The 25,203-nt window shown below is 70.7% G+C and carries 18 protein-coding genes; 7 read left to right on the top strand and 11 right to left on the bottom strand.

The genetic code is table 11. From position 1 onward, the window contains the following. Positions 1-153: 153 nt before the first annotated feature. The 10 genes from ABZ930_RS09095 to ABZ930_RS09140 form a co-directional block, all read right to left on the bottom strand. Positions 154-3,804, bottom strand: coding sequence for a ThuA domain-containing protein (locus ABZ930_RS09095; RefSeq protein WP_361543971.1), 3,651 nt, complete (start codon positions 3,802-3,804; stop codon positions 154-156). Between the two features lie 348 nt (positions 3,805-4,152). Next, positions 4,153-5,151: a sugar phosphate isomerase/epimerase family protein gene (locus tag ABZ930_RS09100; RefSeq protein WP_361543906.1), complete on the bottom strand. Its 999-nt coding sequence runs from the start codon at positions 5,149-5,151 to the stop codon at positions 4,153-4,155. A gap of 12 nt (positions 5,152-5,163) precedes the next feature. After that, positions 5,164-6,327, bottom strand: a complete 1,164-nt coding sequence (locus ABZ930_RS09105; protein WP_361543974.1) for a Gfo/Idh/MocA family oxidoreductase — start codon at positions 6,325-6,327, stop codon at positions 5,164-5,166. Between the two features lie 166 nt (positions 6,328-6,493). Further along, positions 6,494-7,555, bottom strand: a complete 1,062-nt coding sequence (locus tag ABZ930_RS09110; RefSeq protein ID WP_361543909.1) for a substrate-binding domain-containing protein — start codon at positions 7,553-7,555, stop codon at positions 6,494-6,496. Positions 7,556-7,575: 20 nt separating this feature from the next. Next, positions 7,576-8,598, bottom strand: coding sequence for an ABC transporter permease (locus tag ABZ930_RS09115; protein ID WP_361543912.1), 1,023 nt, complete (start codon positions 8,596-8,598; stop codon positions 7,576-7,578). Between the two features lie 373 nt (positions 8,599-8,971). Beyond that, entirely contained in the window at positions 8,972-10,459 is a 1,488-nt protein-coding gene (locus ABZ930_RS09120; RefSeq protein ID WP_361543915.1) for a sugar ABC transporter ATP-binding protein, read from the bottom strand. Between the two features lie 233 nt (positions 10,460-10,692). Continuing rightward, entirely contained in the window at positions 10,693-11,874 is a 1,182-nt protein-coding gene (locus tag ABZ930_RS09125; protein ID WP_361543977.1) for an ROK family transcriptional regulator, read from the bottom strand. Between the two features lie 242 nt (positions 11,875-12,116). Further along, positions 12,117-12,794 carry a GntR family transcriptional regulator gene (locus ABZ930_RS09130; RefSeq protein WP_361543918.1) on the bottom strand — a complete coding sequence of 226 codons (678 nt, stop codon included), beginning with the start codon at positions 12,792-12,794 and terminating at the stop codon, positions 12,117-12,119. A gap of 139 nt (positions 12,795-12,933) precedes the next feature. Next, entirely contained in the window at positions 12,934-13,881 is a 948-nt protein-coding gene (locus ABZ930_RS09135) for a beta-ketoacyl-ACP synthase III (protein ID WP_361543921.1), read from the bottom strand. A 244-nt stretch (positions 13,882-14,125) separates the two neighbouring features. Then, positions 14,126-15,478, bottom strand: a complete 1,353-nt coding sequence (locus ABZ930_RS09140; RefSeq protein ID WP_361543924.1) for an OFA family MFS transporter — start codon at positions 15,476-15,478, stop codon at positions 14,126-14,128. Between the two features lie 258 nt (positions 15,479-15,736). Here ABZ930_RS09140 and ABZ930_RS09145 point away from each other — a divergent pair, with 258 nt between their 5' ends. The 6 genes from ABZ930_RS09145 to ABZ930_RS09170 all read left to right on the top strand — a co-directional run bounded on the left by ABZ930_RS09145 (position 15,737) and on the right by ABZ930_RS09170 (position 23,061). Next, the gene (locus ABZ930_RS09145) at positions 15,737-16,717 is read left to right on the top strand and encodes a 2-dehydropantoate 2-reductase (protein WP_361543927.1); all 981 of its coding nucleotides are present in this window, start codon (positions 15,737-15,739) and stop codon (positions 16,715-16,717) included. Further along, complete coding sequence (locus ABZ930_RS09150; protein ID WP_361543930.1) at positions 16,714-18,669, top strand: molybdopterin-dependent oxidoreductase; 1,956 nt, start codon at positions 16,714-16,716, stop codon at positions 18,667-18,669. The genes ABZ930_RS09145 and ABZ930_RS09150 overlap by 4 nt, the downstream gene beginning before the upstream one ends. Positions 18,670-18,671: 2 nt before the next feature. Then, a complete protein-coding gene (locus ABZ930_RS09155) occupies positions 18,672-20,492 on the top strand; it encodes an NADH-ubiquinone oxidoreductase-F iron-sulfur binding region domain-containing protein (RefSeq protein ID WP_361543933.1) in 1,821 nt (606 codons plus the stop codon). Further along, entirely contained in the window at positions 20,489-21,349 is an 861-nt protein-coding gene (locus ABZ930_RS09160) for a 2Fe-2S iron-sulfur cluster-binding protein (RefSeq protein WP_361543936.1), read from the top strand. The genes ABZ930_RS09155 and ABZ930_RS09160 overlap by 4 nt, the downstream gene beginning before the upstream one ends. A gap of 7 nt (positions 21,350-21,356) precedes the next feature. Then, positions 21,357-22,205 carry a formate dehydrogenase accessory sulfurtransferase FdhD gene (fdhD, locus tag ABZ930_RS09165; RefSeq protein WP_361543939.1) on the top strand — a complete coding sequence of 283 codons (849 nt, stop codon included), beginning with the start codon at positions 21,357-21,359 and terminating at the stop codon, positions 22,203-22,205. 202 nt (positions 22,206-22,407) lie between these two features. After that, positions 22,408-23,061, top strand: coding sequence for a fasciclin domain-containing protein (locus tag ABZ930_RS09170; RefSeq protein WP_361543941.1), 654 nt, complete (start codon positions 22,408-22,410; stop codon positions 23,059-23,061). Here the strand turns inward: ABZ930_RS09170 and ABZ930_RS09175 are convergent. After that, positions 23,030-24,097, bottom strand: a complete 1,068-nt coding sequence (locus ABZ930_RS09175; protein WP_361543944.1) for a bile acid:sodium symporter family protein — start codon at positions 24,095-24,097, stop codon at positions 23,030-23,032. The two genes, ABZ930_RS09170 and ABZ930_RS09175, sit on opposite strands and share 32 nt — an antisense overlap. A 124-nt stretch (positions 24,098-24,221) precedes the next feature. Between ABZ930_RS09175 and ABZ930_RS09180 the strand changes: the two genes are divergently transcribed. Then, entirely contained in the window at positions 24,222-25,079 is an 858-nt protein-coding gene (locus ABZ930_RS09180; protein WP_361543947.1) for a LysR substrate-binding domain-containing protein, read from the top strand. Positions 25,080-25,203 lie beyond the last annotated feature (124 nt).

A 25,203-nucleotide genomic window follows, 5' to 3' on the forward strand; every position in this document is an offset into this window, starting at 1 on the left:
GTACGCGAACCGGGGGTGGCGCGAGTGCCGGTGGTGCACCGGCCGGGGGCCGGCGGGGCCGGAGTGTGCCGGGTTCCGCGACCGGCGGGGTGCCGGGCGGGACGGCGGGCGGAGGTCCGGCGTCCTCCGCCCGCCGCCGTTCGGGGTGCCCTACTAGGGCAGTTCCTTGAGCTGGATGTTCCGGTAGGAGACCTGGTCGTCGGCGCCGTGGTTCTGGATGCCGATGTAGCCGTCGGTCAGGCTCCGCTCGGGGTCCTTGTTGGTGAAGTCGTTGATCTTGACTCCGTTGAGGAACACCTGGAGGCGTTCGCCCTGGACCTTGATCTCGTAGGAGTTCCACTGCCCCGGCGGGCGCAGGACCGCGTCACGGGCCTTGATGTTCGCCGCCTTGAAGGTGTAGATCGACCCGGTGGTGCGGTCCGGTGCGTCGGTGGCGTCGATCTGGATCTCGTAGCCCTTGTTCACCGCGGACCAGGGGTCGTCGGAGGCGGGGAAGCCGACGAAGACACCGGAGTTGTCGTCGCCCCGCATCTTCCAGTCCAGCTTGAGGGAGTAGGACTTCAGCTCCTTGGCCTGGTACCAGAGCAGGCCCATGCCGCCCTCGGACTCCAGGGTGCCGTCCTTGACGTTGAACTTGCCGGGTCCTGCCTGCTTCCAGCCGTCCAGGGACTGGCCGTTGAAGATCGGCCGGTAGTCCTTGTTCGGCTTGCAGTCCGCCTTGGCCTGGCCGGTGGCGTACTTCAGGCCGCCGAGCAGGTGGGTGCGGAAGGCGTCGTCGGCGTAGGACTCCTTGGTGTGGCCGAGGCCGGTGTAGAAGGAGCGGCCGCCGCCGTAGCTCTGGCACCAGGCGATCGGGTGGTCGCCCTTCATGTTTCCGCCCGAGTAGGTGGTCTCGTCGAGGGTGGCCAGGACGTGGACCTTGTCGCGCGGGTTGGTGCGGTAGTTGTACAGCTCGTCGGTGCGCTCCCAGGCGTCGTCCAGGTGGGCGGTGGCCGGGTTGGTCTTGTCCTCGACGCGGACGGTGGCCTTCTGGATGGCCGGGTGCGAGTCGAAGTAGGCGCCGACGAGGCCGCCGTAGTAGGACCAGTCGTACTCGGTGTCGGCGGCGGCGTGGATGCCCATGTAGCCGCCGCCCTTGGCGATGTACTCCTCGAACGCCTTCTGCTGGGTGTCGTCGAGGACGTCACCCGTGGTGGACATGAAGACCACCGCGTCGTAGCGGGCGAGGTTGTTGGTGGTGAACTGGGCGGCCGACTCGGTGGCGTCGACGGTGATGTCGCTGCTCTTGCCGAGCTCCTTCAGGGCGCCGATGCCCTCGGGGATCGCGTCGTGGCGGAAGCCGGCCGTCTTGGAGAAGACGAGGACCCGCTTGGCGCCCTTCACGGCGGCGTCACTGGAGATCTCGAAGTCGTCGACGTCGTAGAGCGCGCCGTCGCCGCCCTTGAAGACGAGGTACAGGTCGGTGGTCTTCTTCGGGACGTTCTTCAGCGCGACGTCGACGTTCTGGAAGGTGTCCCAGCTGCCGGTGACCGGGACGGTCGTGGAGCCCAGCAGGGTGCCGGTCGGCGAGCCGGTGCGCACCTCCAGGAAGCCGCCCGCGCCGGCGGACGAGACCCGGGCGGTGAGCTTCTTGGCCCCGGTGAGGTTGTAGGGGGTGAAGGAGATCCAGTCGCCGTCGTTGATGTCGCCGACGGTCTTGCCGCCGTTGGCCGAGGTCTTGCTCTGCTGTGTGGTGCCCTGCTGCTTGCTGTAGTGCTCGGCCTGGCGGTGGCGCGGCTGGAGCTGGACCTGGTCGTGCGTGGTCAGCTCGGTCTGGCCGCCTCCGCCGCCGTCGGTGTACTCGGCGTCGAGCACGCCGTAGATGTTGGCGTTCGGGTCGTGTTCGGAGTCCGCGGGCACGGTGATGGTGCCTTCGCAGCCCTTGACCGAGGTCAGCTCGTGGGCGTGGTTGTCGTGGCCGAGGAGGTAGCGCACGGTGACCTTCGAGCAGTCGATCGTGCCGTCCTCCGGGTCACTGACCGCGACCTTGAAGGGGATGGTGTCGCCGAACTTGAACAGCGAGCCGTTGGCCGGGGACTGGAACTTCACCGACGGGGCGGTGTTGCCGACCACGACGCGGACGTTGGCCGAGCCGGTGCGGCCCGTGCCGTCGTCGCCCGTGACCGTCACCGTGTAGGTGCCGTCCTTGCGGTAGGTGTGGCTCGGGTTCGCGCCGGTCCCCTTGGAGCCGTCGCCGAAGTCCCAGCTGTAGGTGATGGGGTCGTCGTCGGCGTCGGTGCCGGTCGCGGTGAACGTGGTGCGCAGCGGCGACTGTCCGGACGTCTTGCTGGCCTTGGCCTCGACGATCGGCGAGTGGCCGCCGGTGGCGTTCTCGATGCGGTACAGCGCCGAGTTCTCGTCGCCGCCGAACCAGGAGAGGCCGTAGTCGAGGACGTACAGGGCGCCGTCGGGGCCGAAGGCGCTGTCCATGACCTGGGTGCCGGTCCAGGGGAAGTCGTTGATCTTCGAGACGTTCCCGTCGCCGTCCTGCTCGATGCGCTTGATCCACTGGCGGCCGAACTCGCCGGCGAAGAAGTCGCCGTCGTACTCCTCGGGGAACTTCACCGGGGAGTCCAGGTCCGCGTCGTAGCGGTAGACGGGACCCGCCATGGGCGACTCGGAGCCGGAGCCGAACTCGGGCACGCTGCCGCCGTCGTACGGGATCCAGGCGGCCTGGGCCGGGGGCAGGTCGGTGATGCCGGTGTTGTTCGGCGAGGTGTTCTTCGGCGCGGCGCAGTCGAAGGTGTCGCCGGATGCCTTGGTGGCGAAGTCGTAGTCGACGTACGCGTCGTTGTCACCGGTGCAGTACGGCCAGCCGAAGTTGCCCGCCTTGTTGATCTTGGCGAACTCGACCTGTCCGGCGGGACCGCGCTTGGGGTCGGCCGCTCCGGCGTCGGGACCGTAGTCGCCTACGTAGACGGTGCCGGTGGGCTTGTCGACGCTGATGCGGAACGGGTTGCGGAAGCCCATCGCGTAGATCTCGGGGCGGGTCTTCTCGGTGCCCGGCGCGAAGAGGTTGCCCTCGGGGATGTCGTAGGTGCCGTCGTCCTTCACCTTGATGCGGAGCACCTTGCCGCGCAGGTCGTTGCTGTTGCCGGAGCTGCGCTGCGCGTCGAAGGCGGGGTTGCGGTCGGCCCGCTCGTCGATCGGGGTGTAGCCGTCGGAGGCGAAGGGGTTGGTGTCGTCGCCGGTCGACAGGTACAGGTTGCCGTCGGCGTCGAAGTCGATGTCGCCGCCCACGTGGCAGCAGGTGCCGCGGGAGGTCTTGACCTCCAGGACGTTCTTCTCGCTGGCCTTGTCGAGGGTGCCGTCCTCCTTGAGGACGAAGCGGGCCAGCCGGTTCACGCCGTCGAACTTGGCGAAGTCGGCGGCCGAGCCCGTCTCGGGGGCGTCCCCGCTCGGGGTGTCCAGCGGCGGCGCGTAGTAGAGGTAGATGAACCGGTTGTCCTTGAAGCCCGGGTCGACGCCGACGCCCTGGAGGCCCTCCTCGTCGTGGCTGTACACGTCGAGCTTGCCGGCGACGGAGGTGCTGCCGCCCTCGTCGGTCAGGCGCAGGGTGCCGTCGCGGGAGGTGTGCAGGACGCTGCGGTCCGGGAGCACGGCGAGCGACATGGGCTCACCGGTCTCGTCGGCGCCCTTGGCGAGGGTGACCTGCTGGAAGTCCGAGGCCGCGGCCGGCTCGTCGGGGTGGTCCGGGTGGGCGCTGGCCGTGCCGGGCACGGCCAGCGCCAGGGACGAGCCGATGAGTACGGAACCCGTGAGCAGGGCGAGGCTGGTGCGGAGCCTGGAGTGCCGGGTGGGCCCGTTGCGGGTTCGCTTGCGGGTTCTGCTTCTGCTGCTGTGCACGAAGGTCCCTCCGGGAACGGGGTGGGCCGTATGGGATGGGTGCGTAGACGTGCGGTGCGGGCGCCGGGGTGCGCCGTCACCCCGGAAGGTTCATCTAGGCCATGTACACGGCAGGAAGTTAGCCGCGTTTGTCTTTGCCGGATAGACCTTGTGCGCGGGTTCGTTTTTCTTTCTCCTGCGCGTGGACAAAGGGGTTTTTGGGCAGGGTTCAGCGACTGCGCGCCCGTTGTGGCCGAGCGCGCAGTTCCCCGTGCCCCTGAAGGGGCGCTAGTTGCCGAACGCGGCGTCGAAAGAGGCAGTGGGCGGCTCGAAATCGAGCCGCTTCAAAAACGTCAGCGCCTCAGGGGCGCCCTGGAGGCGGTCCATGCCCGCGTCCTCCCACTCCACCGAGACCGGGCCCGCGTACTCGATCGAGCGGAGCATGCGGAAGACGTCCTCCCAGGGCACGTCGCCGTGGCCGGCCGAGACGAAGTCCCAGCCGCGGCGCGGATCGCCCCACGGCAGGTGGGAGCCGAGGCGTCCGTTGCGGCCGTCGAGCCGCCGGCGGGCCTCCTTGCAGTCGACGTGGTAGATCCGGTCGCGGAAGTCCCACAGGAAGCCGACCGGGTCGAGGTCCTGCCACACGAAATGCGAGGGGTCGAAGTTGAGCCCGAAGGCCGGGCGGTGGTCGACCGCTTCGAGGGCCTTCTGCGTGGTCCAGTAGTCGTAGGCGATCTCGCTGGGGTGGACCTCGTGGGCGAAGCGGACCCCTTCGGTGTCGAAGACGTCCAGGATCGGGTTCCAGCGCGTCGCGAAGTCCTCGTAGCCGCGCTCGATCATCGCCTCGGGCGCGGGCGGGAACATGGCGACCAGGTGCCAGATCGACGAGCCCGTGAAGCCGATGACGGTGTCGACGCCGAAGGCGGCCGCCGCGCGGGCGGTGTCCTTGATCTCGGCGGCCGCGCGCTGCCGGACGCCCTCGGCGTCGCCGTCGCCCCAGATGCGGGCGGGCAGGATCGCCTCGTGGCGTTCGTCGATGATGGCGTCGCAGACGGCCTGGCCGACCAGGTGGTTGGAGATCGCCCAGCACTTCAGGCCGTACTTGTCGAGCAGGGCATGACGGCTGTCGAGGTACCCGGGATCCTTCAACGCCTTGTCGACCTCGAAGTGGTCTCCCCAGCAGGCGAGTTCGAGTCCGTCGTAGCCGAAGTCGCGGGCCAGGCGACAGACCTCCTCCAGGGGCAGGTCCGCCCACTGACCGGTGAACAGGGTGAACTGACGTGGCACGGGAGGGCCTCCTCAGACCGGTACGGGGGTGTAGACCGAGTTCTTCGCCGCGCTCTCCTCGACGGCGGCCAGCACGCGCTGCACCTGCAGTCCGTCGGCGAACGACGGAGCGGGCCGGGCGCCTTCGGCGATCGCCCGCACCAGATCGTGGGCCTGGTGCGCGAAGGTGTGCTCGTAGCCGAGGCCGTGGCCCGGCGGCCACCACGCCTCCAGGTAGGGGTGGTCGGGTTCGGTGACGAGGATGCGGCGGAAGCCCGCGCTGACACCGGGTTCGGTCTGGTCGTGGAAGAAGAGTTCGTTCAGGCGCTCCAGGTCGAAGGCGAGCGAGCCGCGCTCACCGTTGAGTTCGACCTTGAGGGCGTTCTTGCGGCCGGTCGCGAAGCGGGTCGCCTCGAAGGAGGCGAGGGCGCCGGAGGCGAAGCGGCCGGTGAAGAGCGCCGCGTCGTCGACGGTGACCTGGCCGAGGCCCCGCTCCCCTCCCCCGGGGCCGCTGGCCGCCGAGAGCCCGGAGGTGGCTCCGGCCAGCAGAGGGCGCTCGCGGACGAACGTCTCGGTGAGCGCCGACACCCCGGCGACCGGTTCTCCCGCGAGGAACTGGGCGAGGTCCACGGCGTGCGCGCCGAGGTCGCCGAGGGCGCCCGAGCCCGCGTACGGCTTCTGCAGCCGCCAGGTCAGCGGGAAGGAGGGGTCGACGAGCCAGTCCTGGAGATAGCTGACGCGCACGTGCCGCAGGGTGCCGAGGCGCCCCTCGGCGATCATCCGGCGGGCCAGGGCGATGGCCGGGACCCGCCGGTAGTTGAATCCGGTCATCGCCACCTGTCCGCGCCGCTCGGCGCGTTCGGCGGCCTCCGTCATCGCCTGCGCCTCCTCGACGGAGTTGGCGAGCGGCTTCTCGCACAGCACGTGCTTGCCCGCTTCCAGGGCGGCGATCGCGATCTCGGCGTGGCTGTCGCCAGGCGTGCACACATCGACGAGGTCGACGTCGTCGCGGGCGATCAGCGCTCGCCAGTCCGTCTCCGCCGCGGCCCAGCCGAGCCGGTCGGCCGCGGCGCGCACGGCCTCTCCGTCGCGGCCGCAGACCGCGGCGAGGCGCGGGGTGAGCGGCAGGTCGAAGACGCGGCCCACGGTGCGCCACCCCTGGGAGTGGGCGGCGCCCATGAACGCGTAGCCGACCATGCCGACGCCGAGGACGGGCTTCGGTGCGCCGGGCGCCGCCCGCCTCACCTCCGTGTCGTCGTCACCGCCCGGTTCACGGGCCGTCGTGCCGGTGCTGCTTCCTGCCATGCCGAAGTCCTCCTCGTCCACGCCGGGTTCGCCTGATGCGCCGTGCCCGCGGGCCGCATCACTTGAAGCCGGTGGACATGTACTTGTCGATGTTCGTCTCGTCGACGACGGCCGAGAACAGGGTCACGTGGGCCGGGATCTCGAACTCGGCCATGCCGCCGATCCCCTTGCCCTGGCCGAGGGCGCGGGCGAGGTCGATGGCGGACGCGGCCATCGTCGGCGGGTAGAGGACGGTGGCCTTCAGTACGCCGCGGCCGCTCTTGATCGCGTCGAACGCGGAGAGGGCGCCGGCGCCGCCGACCATCAGGAAGTCGTCGCGGCCCGCCTGCTCGATGGCGCGCAGGGCGCCGACGCCCTGGTCGTCGTCGTGGTTCCACAGCGCGTCGAAGTTCTTCTGCGCCTGGAGCAGTTGGGACATCTTGGCCTGGCCCGACTCGACCGTGAAGTCGGCCGCCTGGCGGGCCACCTTCTTGATGTTCGGGAAGTTCTTCAGGGCGTCGTCGAAGCCCTGCGTGCGCTGCTTGGTCAGTTCCAGGTTGTCGAGACCGGCGAGCTCGACGACCTTCGCGTTCTTCTTGTCCTTGAGCTTCTCGCCGATGTAGTTGCCGGCCGACAGGCCCATGCCGTAGTTGTCGCCGCCGATCCAGCAGCGGTACGCCTGCGGGGTGTTGAAGATCCGGTCGAGGTTCACCACGGGGATGCCCGCGCGCATCGCCTTGAGGCCGACCTGGGTCAGCGCCTTGCCGTCGGCGGGGAGCACGACGAGGACGTCGACCTTCTTGTTGATGAGGGTCTCGACCTGGCCGATCTGGGCGGCCGTGTCGTTCGAGCCCTCGGTCGCCTCGAGCGTGACGTCGGAGTACTTCTTCGCCCGCTCCTTGGCGTTGTCGTTGATCGCGTTGAGCCAGCCGTGGTCGGCCTGCGGGCCGGCGAACCCGATGGTGACCTGCTTGCCGGGCTTGCTGTCCGCGACCGGCTGGTCCGCGGGCTTGCTGCCGCCGTCGCTCTTGTCGCTCGGCTCGTTGCTGGTGCAGGCCGTGAGCAGGCCGCCCGCGGTGACCGCGGCGGCTGCGCCGAACAGGAGGCTTCTGCGGCTCGACACGCTTGTCGACTCTGGCATGGCGTCGTCCCTTCCCGGACTCATGAGGTGGTGTTGGCCGTACGTCGCTGGAGCAGGACCGCCGCGACGATGATCGCGCCCTTGGCGATCTGCTGGGTCGCGGTCTCCAGGTTGTTCAGCGCGAAGATGTTCTGGATCGTGATGAAGATCAGGACGCCGAGGACGGAGCCGACGATGCTGCCGCGGCCGCCGGTGAGCAGGGTGCCGCCGATGATGGCGGCGGCGATGGCGTCGAGTTCGTACAGGTTTCCGTTGGTGTTCTGGCCCGACCCCGCGAGGACGAGCAGCAGGAACGCGGCGATGCCGCAGCACAGGCCGGACAGCAGGTACAGGTACAGACGCTGACGGCGTACGTCGATGCCGGCCAGCCGGGCCGCCTCGGGGTTGCCGCCGACCGCGACGGAGCGGCGGCCGAACGTCGTGCGGTTCAGGACGAGCCAGCCGACGACGGTGACCGCGGCGAAGACGAGGACCAGCGGGGGGATGCCGAGGATGTAGGAATCGCGCTCGCCCAGCTTCAGCACCGAGTCCACCGTGACCATCTGGGTCTTGCCGTCGGTGATCTGGAGGGCGAGGCCGCGGCCCGAGGCCAGCATCGCCAGGGTGGCGATGAACGGGACGATGTTGCCGTACGCGATGAGGACGCCGTTCACCAGGCCGCAGCCGACGCCGACGAGGATCGCCGTGAGGAGGATGCCGACGAAGCCGTACTCCTGGGTCGCCACGGTGGAGGCCCACACGCTGGCGAGCGCCACGATCGCGCCGACGGAGAGGTCGATGCCGCCGGAGATGATCACGAAGGTCATGCCGACGGTGACGACGCCGATGACGGAGGCCTGGGTCAGGATCAGCTGGACGTTGTCGCCGTCCAGGAAGCTGTCGGGCTGGGTGATGCCGCCGATGACGATCAGGGCGACGAGGACGCCGAGCAGGGAGAGCGTGCGGATGTCCAGGCGGAGGGCGCCCAGGGCGAGGGGGTGGGATTTGGTGGTGGCGGCGCGTTTCGGCTCCGCCGGGCGGGTGGGTGAGGCGGGCTGCGTCATGGCGCCGGGTCCCTTCTTGTGGGGTGCGGCTCGGGGGTGGTTCGGTGGGTGCCGGGTGCGGGTTGTGCGGGGCTGGTCGCGCAGTTCCCCGCGCCCCTGACGGGGCTGCAACGTTCGTTGTCGGGTGCGGGTCGTGGGTGGTTGCTCGCGCCGTTCCCCGCGCCCCTGACGGGGCTGGTCCGTTCGATGTCGGGTGCGGGTCGTGGGTGGTTGCTCGCGCCGTTCCCCGCGCCCCTTTCGGGGCTGCAACGTTCGATGTCGGGTGTGCGTCGTGGGTGGTTGCTCGCGGCGTTTCCCGCGCCCCTGGCGGGGCTGGAACGTTCGTTGTCGGGTGTGCGTCGTGGGTGGTTGTTCGCGCCCCTTGCGGGGCGGTTCATGTCGGGGTGCCTTCCATTACCAGGTCCAGGACTCGGTGTTCTGTGAGGTCGTGGGCCGGGGCCTCGTGGACGACCGTTCCTTCTCGTAGGACCAGGACGCGGTCTGCCAGGCCCAGGACCTCGGGGACCTCGCTGGAGACGAGGAGGACGCCGAGGCCCTCGTCGGCCAGGCGGCGGATCACGGCGTAGAGCTCGGCGCGGGCGCCGACGTCGACACCGCGGGTGGGCTCGTCGAGGAGGAGGACCTTGCAGCCGCGGAGCAGCCAGCGGGCGAGGACGGCCTTCTGCTGGTTGCCGCCGGAGAGGGTGCGGACGGGGACCGAGGGGTTGTCCGGGCGGAGATGGAGTTCGCGGGTGGCCTCCAGCGCCGCCGCCCGCTCTCCGCGCCGGTCGAGCCAGCCGCCGCGCGCGAAGCGGGACATGGAGGAGACGGAGACGTTGCGGGTCACCGACTCCAGCATCAGCAGGGCCTGCGCCTTGCGTTCCTCGGGCGCGAGCCCGAGGCCGGCCCGGACCGCGGCGCGGACGCTGCCGGTGCGCAACTCCCGCCCTTCGACGCTGACCTGACCGGTCGTCGGTTTACGGGCGCCGTAGATCGTCTCCAGGATCTCGGAGCGGCCGGAGCCGACCAGACCGGCCAGGCCGACGATCTCGCCGGGGCGCAGATCGAGGTCGAGCGGGGCGAACTCCCCGGCGCGGGAGAGGTTCCGTGCCCTCAGGACCGGTTCGGCGGTGGCGGCCGCGGCCGGCCGGTCCGGGAAGACGTACTCCACGTTGCGGCCGGTCATCAGGGCGACCACGTCGCGGGTCGGGGTGTCCTTCGCGGGGAGGCCGTCGGCCACCGCGCGGCCGTCCTTGAGGACCGTGACCCGGTCGCCGATGGTGCGGATCTCCTCCAGGCGGTGCGAGATGTAGACGACGGCGACGCCGTCCGCGGTGAGGTTCGCGACGATGCGGAAGAGGTTGTCGACCTCGTCGGGGTCCAGCGCGGCCGACGGCTCGTCCATGACGATCAGCCGGACGTCGTGGGAGAGGGCGCGGGCCATGGAGACGATCTGCTGTCCGGCGGCCGGCAGCTCGCCCACCAGGGTTCCCGGGTCGATCTCTCCGTGTCCAAGTCGCTTGAGCAGTGCGGCTGTCGACTCCCTGGCGTCCCGGCGTCGCACGACGAAGCCGCCGGCCGTCGGCTCGTGGCCGAGGTGGACGTTCTCGGCGACCGACAGGTGCTGCACCAGGTCCAGCTCTTGGTAGATGGTGGCGATGCCCAGCCGCATCGCGGCGATCGGCGAGCGCAGGGTGACGGTCTCTCCGCGCCAGGTGATGGTTCCCTCGTCGGGCTGGTGGGCGCCGGCGAGGACCTTGATGAGGGTGGACTTGCCCGCGCCGTTCTGGCCGAGCAGGCAGTGCACCTCGCCTGCGCGGACCTCCAGGTCCACGCCGTCGAGGGCGCGTACACCCGGGAACGACTTGGTGATGCCGGACATGGTGAGCAGCGGCGGTTCTGATGCCGGTGGTTCCTGTGGTGCCTGAGGTGCCGATGGTGCCGTGGGTGCCATGGCGGTTCCCTTATGAACGGGTGCGGGCCGGGTTCAGGGCAGAGCAGGGCGGAACAGGGTGCGGCGGAGCGAGGTGCGGCAGGGCATGGTGCGGCCGAGCGACGTGCTTCAGGGCAGGGCGGAGCAGAGCGCTGTGCTGAGTGCCGGTCCCGCGACGGTGTCTACGCGGGTGAGAACAGGTGGTCGCTGATCAGACGGGCGCCGCCGATGACTCCGGCGGCGGGGCCCAACTCCCCCAGGACGATGGGGAGGTTGCCGGTGGCCAGTGGCAGTGACTGGCGGTAGACCTGGGTGCGCAGCGCGGCGAGGAGGGTGTGACCGAGTCCGGTGACACCGCCGCCGATGACGACCAGGCCGGGGTTGAAGAAGCTGACGAGTGAGGCGATGACCTGGCCGGTGCGGTTGCCGCCCTCGCGGATCAGGTCGAGGGAGGTGCCGTCACCGGTGGCCGCCGCCACGGCGACGTCGGACGCGCTGAGCCGGCCGGATGCCTCCAGCCGGGTGGCCAGTTCGGGTGAGCGGCCGTCGCGGGCGGCCTCCTCTGCGTCGCGGGCGAGTGCCGCGCCGCTGAAGTAGGCCTCCAGGCAGCCCTTGTTGCCGCAGGCGCACTGGCGGCCGTCCGGCTCGACCTGGATGTGTCCGATGTCGCCCGCGGAGCCGGTCGTGCCGCGGTAGACCTCGCCGCCGACGACGATGCCGCAGCCGATGCCGGTGCCGATCTTGACGCAGAGGAAGTCGCGGGCGGTGCGGGCGACGCCCGCGTGCTGCTCGCCCATCGCCATCAGGTTCACGTCGTTGTCGACCATCACCGGGCAGCCGAGGTCCTGACTGAGGGCCTCGCGGACCGGGAAGCCGTCCCAGCCGGGCATGATCGGCGGGGCGACCGGGACACCCTCGGGGAAGCGGACGGGGCCGGGCACGCCGATGCCCGCTCCGTCGAACCCCTCGGCGAGCCCTGACGCCTTCAACTTGGCTGCCATGGCGAGTACTTGCTCGAAGACCGCGACCGGGCCCTCGCGGACGTCCATGGGCTGGGTGATGTGTCCGAGCACCTCCAACTCGGCGTTGGTGACCGCGACATCGACCGAGGTCGCGCCGATGTCGACGCCGAGGAAGCGGAGTTCGGGGGCGAGCCGGATGTTGTGGGAGCGGCGGCCGCCGCGCGATGCGGCCAGGCCGTCGGCGACCACGAGTCCGGTCTCCAGGAGCCGGTCCACCTCGACGGCCAGCTTCGACCGCGAGAGGTCGACCTGATCGCCCAGCTGGGCACGGGAGTTGGGCCCGCCGTCGCGCAGCAGTCGCAGCAGCCGCGCCTGGTGCGTGTTCGCGGGCCGAGCCGTCATGCGTCTCACGTGCCCCTCCCCGCCTCTTCGGGCTCCGTCGGACCGTCGCTCGTGTCCGCCGGTGTCGTACCCGGCAGCTCCGTCCGGCTTTCGATGGGGAACGTAGCAGTGGCTGCCGGGAGTGGGAAGAAGTTACACAGGAATTGCCCACGACTTTTTCCCGTCACAGGACAAAGCCCGGGTCGAGGCATGACGAAGGGGGGCGGGGAGCGGAGCGCCCCTTCCCCCCTCACCGGTCGGCGTCAGTCGCGGGCTCGGTGGTGGTAGGTCTCCCGGGTGTGTTCCGTGTGGGTGCGCATGACCGCCGTGGCCCGGGACTCGTCGCGGGCCGAGATCGCCGCGATGAGTTCGCGGTGCTCGGTCCAGGACTGGGTGCCGCGCTGGCGGGCGACCGGCTGGTAGTACCAACGGACCCGGCGGTCGACCTGGCCGGCCAGTTCGGCGAGGACGACGTTGCCCGCCAGCTCCATGACCTTCGCGTGGAACTCGGCGTTCGTCGCGACGACCAGGTCGACGTCCCCGTCGGCCACGGCCTGCTCACCCTTGGCGCACAGGTCCTCCAGGGCGGTGATGCCGGTCTTGCCCGCGTTGGCCGCGGCGAGTCGGGCGGCCTCGGCCTCCAAGAGCGTACGGACCGCGAGGAGTTGATCGGCCTCCTCCTCCGTGGGCTCGTGCACGAAGGCGCCCTGGGCCGGGCGCAGGTCCACCCAGCCCTCGGTGTTCAGCCGCTGCAGCGCCTCGCGCACCGGCTGGCGGGAGACGCCCAGATGCCCGGCGAGCTCGCTCTCGACCAGATGCTGACCGGGCTGCAGGGCGCGCGTGGTGATGAGCTCCAGCAGCGCCTCGTAGACCCGCTCGCGCAGCGGTCCGGGGCGCTCCAGCTTGGGCACGGCCCCCTGCGGCAGTCCTGTGGACAACATCGCGGTCCCCCTCCTGAGCTTCAGACCATGGCTTCAGACCATCCGGCGAGCCGATTCCGACGGATTGTCTTTGGAATACAGTTTACCGAGCACAATCACCACAGCTAGGGGCAGTTGGCCTCATCACATCCGGACCCCCTCACGGGCAGCGCACGACCTGGCCGGCGTAGGAGAGATTGCCGCCGAAACCGAAGAGCAGCGCGGGCGCCCCGCTCTCCAGCTCGCCGCGCTCGACCAGCTTGGACAGGGCCATCGGAATGCTCCCGGCGGAGGTGTTGCCGGAGTCGACGACGTCCCGCGCGATCACCGCGTTCACGGCGCCGATCTTCTCCGCGAGGGGTTCGATGATGCGCAGGTTCGCCTGGTGCAGCACGACGGCGGCGAGGTCGGCCGGGGCGAGGCCGGCCCGTTCGCAGGCCTCGCGGGCCAGCGGCGGCAGGAAGCGGGTGGCCCAGCGGTAGACGGACTGGCCCTCCTGGGCGAAGCGCGCGGGTTCGCCCTCGATCCGCACGGCGTTGCCCATCTCCGGGACCGAGCCCCACAGGACCGGGCCGATGCCGGGCTCGGCGCCTTGGGCGCTCGGCTCGATCACGACGGCGCCGGCACCGTCGCCGGTCAGTACGCACGTGGTGCGGTCGGTCCAGTCGGTGACGGCGGACATCTTGTCGGCGCCGACGACCAGGGCGCGCCGGGCTGCCCCGGCGCGCAGGGTGTGGTCGGCGGTGGCGAGGGCGTGGGTGAAGCCGGCGCACACGACGTTCAGGTCGAGGGCGGCCGGGGACGGGATGCCCAGGCGGTGGGCGACGCGGGCCGCCGTGTTGGGCGAGCGGTCGACGGCGGTGGACGTCGCGACGACGACCAGGTCCACGGCGTCGGCGGTCAGGCCCGCCGCGGCCAGCGCCTTGGCGGCGGCGTGCGCGGCGAGCTCGTCGACCGGTTCGTCGGGGCCCGCGATGTGGCGGGTGCGGATGCCGACGCGCGAGCGGATCCACTCGTCGTTGGTGTCGACCATGCCCGCCAGATCCTCGTTGGTCAGGATCCTGGCGGGCTGATAGTGGCCGATGCCGACGATGCGCGAACCGTTCATGGAGGGTCCCCTCATGTGCCTTGCCCGCGGGCCCTTTGTCCCCGTCCGAGCTGCGGACATTCCAGTCTGGTCAGCGACCGGTGAGTAACCGGTGACGTATGCGACAGGAATGCGGGGCAAGGCTTGGAGAGTTCCGACCGATCAGCCCGTGAAGAGCTGTGTCGCTTTTTGCACCAGTTCGTACAGTCCGTAGGCGAGGGGGGCGCCCACCCACAGCCAGGCGAAGGCGATGAGACCCCGGCGGCTAGGCGGATTGCTGCTGGTCTGGGGCGGTGTCGACGGCGTCATCGGCGGACTCCCTGGGCGCGGGTACGTGGTGGTGGCGGGCGTGGACCGGCCGGACGAGTTCGTTGGCGACGAAGCCGACGACCAGCAGGCCGATCATGATCGTGAGGGACAGGCCGTAGAGGGACGCGCCGTGCTTGCCCGCGCTCTCCTGGCTGTCGGCGATCCGGTTGACGATGAGCGGGCCGAGGACGCCCGCCGTGGACCAGGCCGTGAGCAGACGGCCGTGGATGGCGCCCACCTGGTAGGTGCCGAAGAGGTCCTTCAGGTAGGCGGGGATGGTCGCGAAGCCGCCTCCGTAGAAGGAGAGGATCACGAGGGCGCAGAGCACGAAGAGGGGCTTGGAGGAGTCGCCCCACAGGGCGATGAGGAGATACATCACGGCGCCCACGCCGAGGTACAGGCGGTACACGTTCTTGCGGCCGATGAGGTCCGAGGTGGAGGACCAGCCGATGCGGCCCGCCATGTTGGCGGCGGAGAGCAGGGCGACGAAGCCCGCGGCGGCGGAGGCCGACACCGGGGTGCTGCTGTCCTGGAAGAAGTCGGTGATCATCGGTGCGGCTTTTTCGAGGATGCCGATGCCGGCGGTCACGTTCATGCAGAGGACGAGCCAGAGGCACCAGAACTGAGGGGTGCGGATCGCCTGGTTCGCCGACACCTGCGGGCCGGTGGGGGTCGCTCGCGCGGTTTCCCGCGCCCCTGTCGGGGCGCCGCTCGGCACCCGGATCAGGAGCACGCCGAGCGACATGAAGACCGCGTACACGACGCCGTGCACCAGGAAGGCCAGCTCCAGGCCGCCGTTCCCGCTGCCGAACGACTCGAGCATCTGGGCGCTCCACGGGGACGCGATCAGCGCGCCGCCGCCGAAGCCCATGATCGCGATGCCGGTGGCCATGCCCGGCCGGTCGGGGAACCACTTGATCAGCGTGGAGACCGGCGAGATGTATCCGATGCCGAGGCCGATGCCGCCGACGAAGCCGTAGCCGAGGACGATCAGCCAGAACTGTTCGAGTCCCGCGCCCAGCGCGGAGATCAGGAAGCCGGACGAGAAGCAGATCAGGGCTACGGTCATCGCCCAGCGCGGTCCGTTGCGCTCGACGAGCGTGCCGCCGAACGCCGCGGAAAGGCCGAGCATCACGATGGCCAGCTGGAACGGCAGCGCGCTCTGCGTGCCGCTCACGTGCAGGGCGTCCTCGACGGCGGGTTTGAAGACGCTCCAGGCGTAGGCCTGGCCGATGGACAGATGAACCGCGAGAGCGGCTGGGGGAACGAGCCAGCGGCTCCAGCCGGGGGGTGCAACAGGGGGCCTCATGATCCAGAACCGTAGGCAGCGCCAAGGGGGTTGGGAAGGGGGGCGTACGAAATGGGTCGACCGTATGCAATGAACCTGCACACACGTGCACGGACCCTTGTCGACCCAACTTCCATACTGTAGACAATATTCCATTGGCTCAATCGGCTCCATCAGTTCGTTCCCAGAGATTCGTTCCCCGAGATTCGGCCCCACCGGACCGCCACCGCCCGTGCGAGCGGGGCGGATCCGGCACCCTCGACCGAACGGAGCGCTCCAGTGAAAGTCGCAGTCCTCGGCGCCGGAGCGATCGGCGCCTATGTCGGAGCCGCCCTGCACCGCGCGGGCGCCGACGTCCATCTCGTCGCCCGCGGACCGCACTTGGCGGCCATGAGGCGGGACGGTGTCCGGGTCGGCAGCCCGCGCGGCGACTTCACCGCACGGGTCCACGCCACCGACGACCCGGCCGAGATCGGCCCGGTCGACCATGTCTTCCTGGGCCTGAAGGCCACCTCGTACGCGGCGTGCGGGCCGCTGATCGAGCCCCTTCTGCACGCCCGTACCTCGGTGATCGCCGCGCAGAACGGCATCCCCTGGTGGTACTTCCACGGGCACGGCGGCCCGCACGACGGGCAGCGGCTCGACAGTGTCGATCCGCAGGGCGCGGTCAGTGCGGTCCTCGCGCCCGAGCGGGCGATCGGCTGTGTCGTGTACGCCGCGACGGAGTTGGCGGCTCCGGGCGTCGTGCGGCACCTCGAAGGCACCCGGTTCTCCGTCGGGGAGCCGGACCGGAGCGTGTCGGCGCGGTGCGTGGAGTTCAGCGACGCGATGAAGGCCGGCGGCCTGAAGTGCCCCGTCGAGCCCGATCTGCGCGCCGACATCTGGATCAAGCTGCTCGGGAACATCTCGTTCAACCCGATCAGCGCCCTGGTGCGCGCCACCATGCGGCAGATGTGCCGGCACGGCGGTACCCGCCGGGTCATCGAGATCATGATGAACGAGACGCTCGCCGTCGCCGCGGCCCTCGGCTGCCGGCCGGACATCTCCGTCGAGCGCCGTCTCGCCGGCGCCGAGCGGGTCGGCGACCACCGCACCTCCACCCTCCAGGACCTGGAGCGCGGAAAGCCGCTGGAGCTGGACGTGTTGCTGGCCGCGGTGGTGGAGCTGGCCGACATCACCGGCGTCGAGGTGCCGACCCTGCGCACCGTGCACGCCCTCTCGGATCTGCTCGCCCACGGCATGAGGAGGGACGCCGCATGAAGCGGAGGCGTCGCGACGGAACCCCGAAGAACTACACCCGGCTCACCCATCCGCTGCTGCGCGAGGTGCCCGGCGACCGCACCTCGCCGTTCCGGCGGGCGACATGGGACGAGGCGCTGGACGCGGCGGCGGCCGGGTTCCGGCGGGCGCGCGCCACGCACGGACCGGACTCCTTCGCGATGCTGTCCTGCGCCCGCGCCACGAACGAGATGAACTTCGTGGCGCAGAAGTTCACCCGGGTCGTCATGGGCACCAACAACGTCGACTCCTGCAACCGGACCTGCCACGCGCCGAGCGTGGCCGGTCTCTCCGCCGTCTTCGGCTCGGGCGGCGGCACCTCCTCGTACGAGGAGGTCGAGCACACGGACCTGATCGTGATGTGGGGCTCCAACGCCCGTTTCGCGCACCCGATCTTCTTCCAGCACGTGCTGCGCGGGATCCGCAACGGCGCGCGGATGTACGCCGTCGATCCGCGCCGCACCTCGACCGCCGAGTGGGCGGAGAGCTGGCTCGGGCTCAACGTCGGCACCGACATCCCGCTCGCGCACGCCGTCGCCCGCGAGATCATCGCCGAGGGCCTGTACAACAAGGCGTTCGTGGAGCGGGCGACGACCGGCTTCGAGGAGTTCAAGGCGCTGGTCGAGCCGTGGACACCGACCCTCGCCGAGAAGATCACGGGCGTCCCGGCGGCGGCCGTCAAGGACCTCGCGCGCGCCTACGCGACCGCCGAACGCGCCCAATTGTGCTGGACGTTGGGGATCACCGAGCATCACAACGGAACCGACAACGTCCGCGCGCTGATCAACCTCGCGCTGCTGACCGGGCACGTCGGCCGGTACGGCGCCGGGGTGCAGCCGCTGCGCGGGCAGAACAACGTGCAGGGCGGCGGCGACATGGGCGCCATTCCCAACCGGCTGCCCGGCTTCCAGGACATCCTCGACGACGGACACCGGCTGAAGTTCGAACGGGCCTGGGACACCGTCATCCCGCCGCGCTACGGCCTGACCCTCACCGACATGTTCGAGGCGATGGAGCACGGCACCCTGCACGCCGTGTACTGCATCGGCGAGAACCCGGCCCAGTCCGAGGCGGACAGCGAGCAGGCGGCCCGTCGGCTCGCCGCGCTCGACCATCTGGTGGTGCAGGACATCTTCCTGACGAGGACGGCGGAGATGGCGGACGTGATCCTGCCCGCGACCGCCTCGTGGGCGGAGACCGAGGGCACGACCACCAACAGCGAGCGGCGGGTCCAGCGGGTGCGGGCCGCGCTGCGGGCGCCGGGCGAGGCACGCGAGGACATCGACATCATCTGCGACGTCGCCGCACGGCTCGGCCACGACTGGAAGTACCCGGACGCGGAGACGGTCTGGAACGAGCTACGGGCCCTGTCCCCCGACCACTTCGGGATGACGTACGACCGGCTCGACGCGCACCAGGGCCTGCAGTGGCCGTGCCCGGACGTCGCCGCACTCCCGTCGTCGTTCCTGCACGGGCGGCTGTGGGACACGGATCCCGAACTCCGGGGCCGCCGCGCGCCGTTCGGTCTCGTCGAGCACGATCCGCCGGTCGACCTGACCGACGAGGCGTATCCGATCCGGCTGACCACCGGGCGCCGCCTCGACTCGTACAACACCGGTGTGCAGAGCGGGAGTTTCGCCTCCCCGCTGCGCCGGGGCGAGTACGTCGAGCTGTGCCCGGAGGACGCCGAGCGGTACGGGGTCGTGGTCGGCGAGGAGGTGCGGGTGTCGTCCCGGCGCGGCGTGGTCACCGCTCCGGTCTGGGTCGATCCGGGGCTGCGCCCCGGGCTCGCCTTCATGACCATGCACTTCCCCGACGAGGTGGACACCAACTCCCTGACGATCGAGGCCAATTGCCCGATCGCCGGGACGGCGGAGTTCAAGGCGTCGGCGATCCGGATCGAGAAGCTGACCGCACAGGCAGTGAGGGGCTGACGGTGGACTTGCGCTTCGGTGACAGCAAGCCGACGGACGAGGAGCGGGCGGCGGTCGACGCGCTGCTCGGTCCGCCGGCCTCGGCCTGGGAGGCGCCCGCCGGTGAGTGGGTCGACCGGCCGGACGCCGATCTGCGGTGGGCCAGGGGCGGGCGTGGGGCGCGCGACCGGCGGGATCTGCTGTTGCCGGGGCTGCACGCCGTCAATGACCGGGTGGGGTGGATCAGTGAGGGCGCGCTCGCCTATCTGTGCCGACGGCTGACGGTGCCGCCGTCGGAGGCGTACGGGGTGGCGACGTTCTACTCCATGTTCTCGGTGCGGCCGCGGGCCGCGACGGTGCTGCACGTGTGCACGGATCTGGCGTGTGCGCGGGTGGGGGGTGGTGATCTTTGTACGTCGTTGAAGGCGCGGGGGGTCGGCGGTGCGGCTGTCGAGGAGTCGCCGTGTCTGGGGCTGTGCGAGCAGGCGCCCGTCGCGCTGCGTGTGGCGGCCGGGAATCCGGGGTCCGCCGAGCATGTGCTGCTGTCGCGGGGCTCCGCCCCGGACCCCGCTCCTCAATCGCCGGAGGGGCTTGATCCAGCCGGAATTCCGCAGTTCGGCGACCCTGGTCTCATCCTCCTGCGGCGCGTCGGCGTCGTCGACCCCGCCTCGCTCGACGACTACCGGGCAGCCGGCGGCTACACCGCCCTGCGGCGTGCCTTCGCGCTCGGGCCCGCCGGTGTGATCCGGGAGGTCACGGACGCGGGGCTCGTCGGACGGGGCGGCGCCGCGTTCCCCACGGGGCGGAAGTGGCAGGCCACCGCCGCTCAGCCGGACGGGCCGCACTACCTCGTGTGCAACGCCGACGAGTCCGAGCCCGGCACCTTCAAGGACCGGGTGGTGATGGAGGGCGACCCGTACGCGCTCGTCGAGGCGATGACGATCGCGGCGTACGCGACCGGCGCCCACCACGGCTATCTGTATCTGCGCGGCGAGTACCCGCGCGCCCTCGCCCGGATGACCCACGCCGTCGAGCAGGCCCGCGCCCGCGGCCTGTTGGGCGACGACGTGCTCGGGCAGGGCTTCGCCTTCGACATCGAGATCCGGCGCGGCGCGGGCGCGTACATCTGCGGCGAGGAGACGGCCCTGTTCAACTCCATCGAGGGGTACCGGGGCGAGCCGCGCTCCAAGCCGCCGTTCCCCGTGGAGAAGGGGCTCTTCGGGAAGCCGACGGCGGCGAACAACGTCGAGACGCTCGTCAACGTCCTGCCGATCCTGACCCTGGGCGCCGAGGCGTACGCCGCCATCGGCACCGGCCGCTCCACCGGGCCCAAGCTGTACTGCGTCTCCGGCGCCGTCGCCCGCCCCGGCGTCTACGAACTGCCCTTCGGCGCCACCCTCGGCGAGTTGCTCGCCCTCGCCGGGACCCCGGGCCCGCTGCGCGCGATCCTGCTCGGCGGCGCCGCGGGCGGCTTCGTGCGCCCCGACGAGCTGGACATCCCGCTGACCTTCGAGGGCACCCGCGAGGCGGGCACCACGCTCGGCTCCGGGGTCGTCATGGCCTTCGACGACGCGCTGCCGCTGCCCCGGATCCTGCTGCGCATCGCCCAGTTCTTCCGCGAGGAGTCGTGCGGGCAGTGCGTGCCGTGCCGGGTGGGCACGGTGCGCCAGCAGGAGGCGCTGCACCGGATCGCCGAGAAGAAGGGCATCGAGGCCGACGACGACATCGCGCTGCTGCGCGAGGTGGGGCGGGCCATGAAGGACGCCTCGATCTGCGGTCTCGGCCAGACCGCCTGGAACGCCATCGAGTCCGCCATCGACCGCCTGGGGGCGTACGCATCATGACGACCGTGCCGCTGGGGATCCCCCGGCGCCTGCTGGAGTTCACCCTCGACGGAGAGCCGGTGCGCGCGCCGGAGGGGTCCACGCTCCTCGACGCCTGCCGCGCCGCCGGGCGGGACGTCCCGACGCTGTGCCAGGGCGACACCCTGACGCCCAAGAACGCCTGCCGGGTGTGCGTCGTCGAGGTGGAGGGCGCCCGGACCCTGGCACCCGCCTGCTCCCGCCGGGCCGAAGCGGGCATGGAGGTCCGTACGGACACCGAGCGGGTCCGGCACAGCCGCAAGATCGTCCTCGAACTGCTCGCGTCGAGTGTCGATCTGTCGACAACTCCACAGGTCGCCGACTGGCTGAAGGAGTACGAGGCGAAGCCGGACCGCTTCGGCCCCGACGCCGCCCGCGTCGATGAGGAACCCCGGGTCGACAACGACCTCTATGTCCGTGACTACGACAAGTGCATCCTCTGCTACAAGTGCGTCGACGCCTGCGGTGACCAGTGGCAGAACTCCTTCGCGATCTCGGTCGCCGGGCGCGGTTTCGACGCCCGGATCGCCGTCGAGCACGACGCCCCGCTGACCGACTCCGCCTGTGTGTACTGCGGGAACTGCGTCGAGGTCTGCCCGACGGGCGCGCTGTCGTTCAAGTCGGAGTTCGACATGCGGGCGGCCGGTACCTGGGACGAGTCGGCGCAGACGGAGACGACGACGGTGTGCGCGTACTGCGGAGTCGGCTGCAACCTCACGCTCCATGTGCAGGACAATGAGATCGTGAAGGTCACCTCACCGCACGACAACCCCGTGACCCACGGCAATCTCTGCATCAAGGGCCGCTTCGGCTACCAGCACGTACAGAACCGGGACTGATCAAGACATGGGACGAGTCACGGAACGGCGCAAGGTCATCCGGATCAGGGGCGGGCAGGTCTCGTCCCGGCCGGACACCCTGGTCGCCGAGGAACCCCTGGAGATCCGGCTGAACGGCAAGCCGCTCGCCATCACCATGCGCACCCCGGGCGACGACTTCGCGCTCGCGGCCGGTTTCCTGGTCAGCGAGGGGGTGCTGGCCGACGCCGACGACCTGCAGAACATCGTGTACTGCGCGGGCGCGACCCAGGACGGCTCGAACACGTACAACGTGGTGGATGTGCGGACGGCCCCCGGGATCGTCCTGCCCGACATCACGCTGGAACGCAATGTGTACACGACGTCGTCCTGCGGGCTGTGCGGCAAGGCCAGTCTCGACGCGGTGCGCACCACGGCCCGGTTCCCGATCTCCGACACTCCCCCGGTCCGGCTCACGCCCGACCTGCTGGCCTCGCTCCCCGACCGGCTGCGCGAGGCCCAGCGGGTCTTCGACCGGACCGGGGGCCTGCACGCGGCCGCGCTCTTCGACGAGGCGGGCACGCTCGTCGACATAAGGGAGGACGTCGGGCGGCACAACGCCGTCGACAAGCTGGTCGGGCGCGCGCTGCAGAGCGGCGACCTGCCGCTGTCCCGCTCGGTCCTGCTGGTCTCCGGCCGCGCCTCCTTCGAGCTGGCGCAGAAGGCGGTCATGGCGGGCATCCCGGTGCTCGCGGCGGTCTCGGCGCCGTCGTCGCTGGCCGTGGACCTGGCCGCGGAGACCGGACTGACGCTGGTCGGCTTCCTGCGGGGCGCCAACATGAACGTGTACGCGGGTGAACACCGGCTCGACCTGCGGGTTCCGGCCGCGTCGAGCTGACGCGGAGCCCGTGGCACGAAAGACGGGGTCCCGGTGCGACGGGGAGCGCCCCCTGCGTCGGCCGGGCCCCGTCTTTTGGCGCGCCCGGCCCGAGCCCGATGTCACTCGTCCGGGGAAGCCGCCAATCCGCGGGGCGCGGGGCGCCGGATTACTGGCGACGGGGACAGAGCGTCCTCGCTGACCAGAACTCTGAGGGATCGTCATGCAGACTCGAGTACGCCGTGTCGTCGTCGCAGTCGCCGCCGCGGGCATGCTCCCGCTGGCCCTGACCGCCTGCTCGGACAGCGACTCCAAGGACAAGGCCTCCGACAGCGCCTCCTCGGCCTCGGCCCCGAAGGGCTCGGACATGGCCAGCCCCTCCGGGGGCGCGTCGGCCATGAGCGAGCCGTTCGGCCCGGGCTGTTCCTCCGTGCCCAAGGACGGCGCCGGTTCCTTCGACGGCATGGCCAAGGATCCGGTCGCCACCGCCGCCTCGAACAACCCGGCGCTGTCCACCCTGGTCACCGCCGTGAAGAAGGCCGGCCTGGTCGACACGCTCAACAACGCCCAGGACATCACCGTGTTCGCGCCCACCAACGACGCCTTCGCGAAGATCCCGAAGGCCGATCTCGACAAGGTGCTGAACGACAAGGCCCAGCTCACCAAGATCCTCACGTACCACGTGGTGGGCCAGAAGCTGGCGCCGAAGGACCTGGAAAAGGGGTCGTTCCCCACGCTGGAGAAGTCGAAGCTGACGACCTCCGGCTCCGGCGAGTCCTACAAGGTCAACGGCTCGGCCAACGTGGTCTGCGGCAATGTGAAGACCGCCAACGCGAACGTCTACCTCATCGATTCGGTCCTGATGCCGAAGAGCTGACGCCGACGCCTGCCCCGGCCGTCTCGGCCGGGGTGCGGCCCGGTGTCCCGTCCGGTGTTCCGGGCTCCTCGGGGTCCTTCGCGCGGCGCTTGGCGAGGACCGCGCACACCATCAGCTGCATCTGGTGGAAGAGCATCAGCGGCAGCACGGCGAGCGAGGCGTGGGCGCCGAACAGGACGCTCGCCATGGGCAGTCCTGAGGCCAGCGACTTCTTGGACCCGGCGAACTGGATCGCGATGCGGTCGCCGCGGTCGAAGCCGAGCGCCTTCGCGCCGTACCAGGTCACCACCAGCATCACGGCGAGCAGCACCGCCTCGACGGCGAGGAGACCGGCCAGCCGGACGGCGCTCACCTGGTGCCAGATGCCCTGGACCATGCCCTCGCTGAACGCCGTGTAGACGACGAGCAGGATCGAGCCGCGGTCCACGTAGCCGAGGACCTTCTTGTGACGGGTGAGGAAGCCGCCGACCCAGCGGCGCAGCAACTGGCCCGCGACGAACGGCACGAGGAGTTGCAGCACGATCTTCACGAGGGAGTCGGCCGAGAAGCCGCCGCCGCTGTTGCCGAGCAGGGCCGCCGCGAGGAGCGGCGTGAACACGATGCCGGCGAGCGAGGAGAAGGAGCCCGCGCAGATCGCCGCCGGGACGTTGCCGCGCGCGATCGAGGTGAACGCGATCGAGGACTGGATCGTCGACGGCACGAGGGTGAGGAAGAGCAGGCCCTCGTAGAGATTCTGCGGCAGCAGCACCGGGACCAGGCCGCGGGCCGCGAGGCCGAGCAGCGGGAACAGGACGAAGGTGCAGGCGAGGACCGTGACGTGGAGCCGCCAGTGGCGCAGGCCGTCCATCGCCTCACGGGTCGACAGGCGCGCTCCGTAGAGGAAGAAGAGGAAGGCGACGGCGGCGGTCGAGGCGCCGGACGCCACGTCGGCCGCGCCGCCGCGAGCGGGGAGCAGGGCGGCGACGCCCACGGTCCCGATCAGCGCCAGGATGTAGGGGTCGATCGGCATCCAGGACGGCCAGCTCAGGCGTTTCATTGGTTCCTTGCTCTCGGTTCAGGTCGTGCCCTCTCCATGGTCCACCTCTCCCGCTTGATCGGGAATCCGGCATACCGCTCTGACTGTGATCGTGTCGCGTGATGAGCGGAGGTAGGGTCGGGGCATGTACGACCCCGGGCAGCTGAGGACGTTTCTGGCCGTCGCGCAGACGCTGAGCTTCACGCAGGCCGCACGGCGGCTGGGCCTGCGGCAGTCGACGGTGAGCCAGCATGTGCGCCGGCTCGAGGACGCGACGGGGCGGACGCTGTTCACCCGGGACACGCACTCCGTGGAGCTGACCCCCGACGGGGAGGCGATGCTCGGTTTCGCACGCCGGATCCTGGAGGTGCACGAGCAGGCCGCCGCGTTCTTCACGGGGACGCGGCTGCGCGGGCGGCTGCGGTTCGGCGCCTCGGAGGACTTCGTGCTGACCCGGCTGCCCGAGATCCTGGAAGCGTTCCGGGTCGAGCACCCCGAGGTGGACCTGGAGTTGACCGTCGAGCTGTCCGGGACCCTGCACGAGCAGCTGGACGCGGGCAAGCTGGACCTGGTGCTCGCCAAGCGGCGGCCGGAGGACCCGGGCGGGCAGTCCGTGTGGCACGACCGGCTGGTGTGGATCGGCTCGGAGCGGCTGCGCATCGATCCCGAGCGGCCGGTTCCGTTGATCGTCTATCCCCCGCCGGGCATCTCCCGGGCGCTCGCCCTGGAAGCGCTGGAGCGGCACGGGCGGGCCTGGCGCATCGCCTGTACGAGCGGTTCGCTGAACGGGCTGATCGCGGCGGCGCGGGCCGGGCTCGGGGTGATGGCGCATTCCCGGGGCCTGATCCCTCCGGGGCTGGTGCGGGTGCCGGAGCGGGTGGGGCTGCCGGAGCTCGGGGAGGTGGATTTCGTGGTGCGGGGTTCCGCGGGGCGGGGGCCGGGGGCTGTGCTGGCCCAGGCCATTCTGGGGGGCGGGGAGCGGTTGCACCGGGGGGCCGGGTAGGGGTGGTGGGTCGGCCGCGGGCCGGTGGCCGCTTCTCGCGCAGTTCCCCGCGCCCCTGAAGCGAGCTCCGCTCGCCCAGGGGAAGGCGCGCGCGGCGCATGCCTTCAGGGGCGCGCGGGGAACT

Source organism: Streptomyces sp. NPDC046716, from assembly GCF_040645755.1.
Taxonomy (GTDB): domain Bacteria; phylum Actinomycetota; class Actinomycetes; order Streptomycetales; family Streptomycetaceae; genus Streptomyces.